Annotated in this window: 2 protein-coding genes; both read right to left on the bottom strand. The window is 40.6% G+C overall.

Annotation, left to right across the window (positions count from 1 at the left end):
- The gene (locus tag Q0140_RS05685) at positions 1-660 is read right to left on the bottom strand and encodes a SprT family zinc-dependent metalloprotease (protein ID WP_297962699.1); all 660 of its coding nucleotides are present in this window, start codon (positions 658-660) and stop codon (positions 1-3) included.
- Positions 650-3,341, bottom strand: a 2,692-nt coding sequence (locus Q0140_RS05680; RefSeq protein ID WP_297962697.1) for a type I restriction endonuclease subunit R, incomplete at its 5' end; no start/stop codon positions are given. The genes Q0140_RS05685 and Q0140_RS05680, both read right to left, overlap by 11 nt.

Genomic DNA, 3,341 nt, shown 5'->3' with positions numbered 1-3,341 from the left:
CTAAGTTCTCTCTAAAATTTCCTTTCGTTTTTGCCAGTCAGGCATATAAAGCGTCAGATAGTCATAAAATTTCTTTGAGTGATCAGGATAGAGAAGATGCACTAGCTCGTGGAATACAACATACTCGATGCACACTCTTGGCTTTTTGATAAGCTCTATGTTTAAATTTATATATGACTTATAGGGATTGCAGCTTCCCCATCTTGTTTTCATCTGCCTTATTTTTACGCTTTTGATATCTTGCTTTACTATCTTGTTAAACTCTTGCAAGATGTTAAAAAAATATAGCATCGCCTTTTCATGATACCACTCATAAATCAAATTTTCTTTTCGCTTTAGGTCGCTTTTATCTTTTACAAATAGCTCCAGATAACCTCTTTGTAGCTTTACGCGCTCCTCCTTAGACTGCACCACTTTTAACCGGTAGCTTCGCCCAAGATACCTAAAATCCTCACCGCTTACATACTCTTTTTGCGGCGTCTTAAACGAAGCAAAAAACGCCCGTTTTTGCGATATCCACTTGGCTCTTTTTTGCATGATAAATTTTATATGCTCATCGCTTGCTGAATTTGGCGCGGTTAGTATCGCTTCGCCGTTTGGTCTAACTTTTAAAGTGATATTTTTTACATCTTTTTTGATGATTTTTACGTCACTTTGCATAAAAGCTTATCCCTATACCACGGATAGTTTGATAAATTTTCTCTTTATCGTCGATAGAAACACCGTATTCATCCTCTACGTCCCAAAGAGCATCCTCCATCGCGCTTGTTATCTCATTTTCTACGTCTTTATTTTTGTGCCATTCTGGTTTTTTTGAGGCCTCTTCGTAAATTTCATAAAATTTCACGCTCAAATTTTTAGCAACCGACTCTATACCCTCAAGCTCCACATTGCCTAAAATATCAAGCAAGTTATCATAAATGGCAAACAAAATTTTCTTGCCGTTAAACTCTTTTGGATATCTATCTTCGTTTGGTTTTAAAGCTCCTGTTATCAGATCCTTTAACTGTTTTGCTTTGGCAAGTTTTTCTTCTTCGCTAAGTCTTTTAGCCTTATACTCGTCGATGACATCTTGTATCTGTTTGGCTATTGATTTATAAAACGCCGGATTTGACTCCATTTTTTCTTTTACCACCGCACTTACGGTACTGATTATCGTATCGGCTTTTGCATTTTTGCCTTCGATTCTTTGCACCTCATCATCAAATTCCGTCTCAAAGATATTTACGAGCTTCGTAAGCTCATTGACCTCTTTTGCGCTCACATAAGTATCAAGTAGCTTTTGCATCTGCGCTTCGTATTTACCAAAATCGCAAGCCTCGTGATATCTTAGTTGCACCGTCTTTCTTAGTTCGTTATAAAATTTAACCTTTTGCTTATAAGCTTTTATCTCCTCTTCGCTTAAGATATCGCAAATTTTCTCACTCGAAAGCGCTAGTTTAAAAGCTCTAGCAAACTGCGACAGCCACTCTTTAAAGTCGTCTCTTTTTTGCACGTCCTCTAAAACCGCCACATAGCTTTCTAAGTCGTCTTTAAATTTGACATCGCTAAAAAGCCCGTCTAAATGAGTATAGTAGGTCTTTGCCTTTATTATCTCGCTTCTTACGTCTATCACGGCTCCACTTAGATCCTCCGGGTCAAAACCACTTAGCGACGCATAGCTAGTAAGCGCTTCATCAAGCTCGCCTAAAAGCCCTCTATAATCAATAATATAGCCATAATCTTTTCCGTCATAAAGCCTATTTACCCTAGCTATGGCCTGAAGCAGATTATGCTCTTTTAGCTGTTTATCTATATAAAGCGTGCTTGCTCTTGGCGCGTCAAATCCCGTTAAAAGCTTATCCACGACGATAAGCAGATCTATCTCGTCGCCGTAAACGAATTCGTTCTTGACATATTTTAGATATACCTCCTCGCTACCGTACTCTTTTATCGTCTCTTGCCACGCCTTTGCGACATACTCTCTATGCCCACCCTTAAGCTCCTCGTGCTCGTTGCTTGAGATCACGTAAGCAGTTCTTATCTCTCCGTACTCTTCAAATATCTGATGATATTTTATGGCGTCGTATTTTCTTTGCGTAGCTAACATCGCTTTAAAGCCGCCTTTTGCCATCTTTAAACTCTTTTTAAAATGCTCGTTGATATCTAACGCTATGAGCTCTAGCCTTTGTTCGCTCGACGCCACACGCTCAAACCTCGCCCACTTTTGTTGCAGGTCTCTTTTAGCCTCATCGCTTAGCTCTCTTGATATGAGATCAAATTTCCTACTTAGCCCATCAGCATCAAGCACCTTTTGACCGACGTATCGCCCCTCGTAAAGTAGCGGCAAAACGGCACCATCTTTGACCGCATCGTCTATCGTATATCTATGTATCTCTCCGCCAAATTTAGCAAAACTATTTTTCTCGCGCTTTAAAAGCGGCGTTCCGGTAAATCCTATATAGCAAGCAAGAGGCAACGCCTTTTTCATAGCCTTATGCAGATCGCCGCCTTGCGTGCGGTGGCTCTCATCCACTAGCACAAATATATCGCTATCTCTTATCACTACCTTTTGACTTTGCACTTTTTCAAATTTATGCACGAGCGTAGTTATCACGCTAACCCCGCCTTGTAGCTTTTCTATCAGATCGCTTCCGCTACTTGCTCTCCCCGCCTTTATATCCGTGTTTTTAAAAGTTTCGTGTATCTGTTCATCTAGATCTATCCTGTCGGTTACGACGACAACCTTTGAGTTTGGATAAATTTGCTTTAAAAGCTTTGCTAGCATTACCATAGTGAGCGACTTGCCGCTTCCTTGCGTGTGCCAGATGAGTCCGCCCACTCTTGCGCCCTCTTTTTTCGCTGATACCCTCTTTAGCGTCTCTTCGATAGCGAAAAACTGCTGATAGCGGCAAACTTTCTTCATCCTTTTATCAAACAATATATAGTGCCTAATTAGCCTTAGTAGCCTATCTTTAGACAACAGCGAAAAGAGCGTAGTATCAAGAGCACATATCTTTCTATCTTTTATCGCGTCCTTTAGGCTCTCATTTGCTCCGTTTTGCTCTTTCCACACGCTATAAAATTTAAACGGCGTGCCAGTTGTGCCATATCTTGCCCCACTTCCATTTGCCGCGATAGTTAGCTGGATGTATTTAAAAAGGTGCGCTATCTCATCTTTGCCCTGCTCTTTTTCTAGCTGCTTTATGCCGTTTTCAAGGCTCACGCTTGATTTTTTAAGCTCGATCACGACTATTGGTATGCCGTTTATAAAAAGTACGAGATCAGGCCTTCTGTTTTTTGCGCTATCGCTTTGATTTGCCCTGCTTACTTCAAATTCTTCCGTTACGTAAAAGTCGTTG

Origin of the sequence: uncultured Campylobacter sp. (assembly GCF_938045405.1) — a bacterium.
Taxonomy (GTDB): domain Bacteria; phylum Campylobacterota; class Campylobacteria; order Campylobacterales; family Campylobacteraceae; genus Campylobacter_B.
The sequence above is the reverse complement of the archived record's forward strand: the minus strand, read 5'-3'. Positions and strand labels throughout refer to the sequence as shown.

What these genes read in the sequence shown, in the direction of transcription:
- Q0140_RS05685 (WP_297962699.1), bottom strand. Translation starts at nt 660, where the DNA reads ATGCAAAGTGACGTAAAAATCATCAAAAAAGATGTAAAAAATATCACT.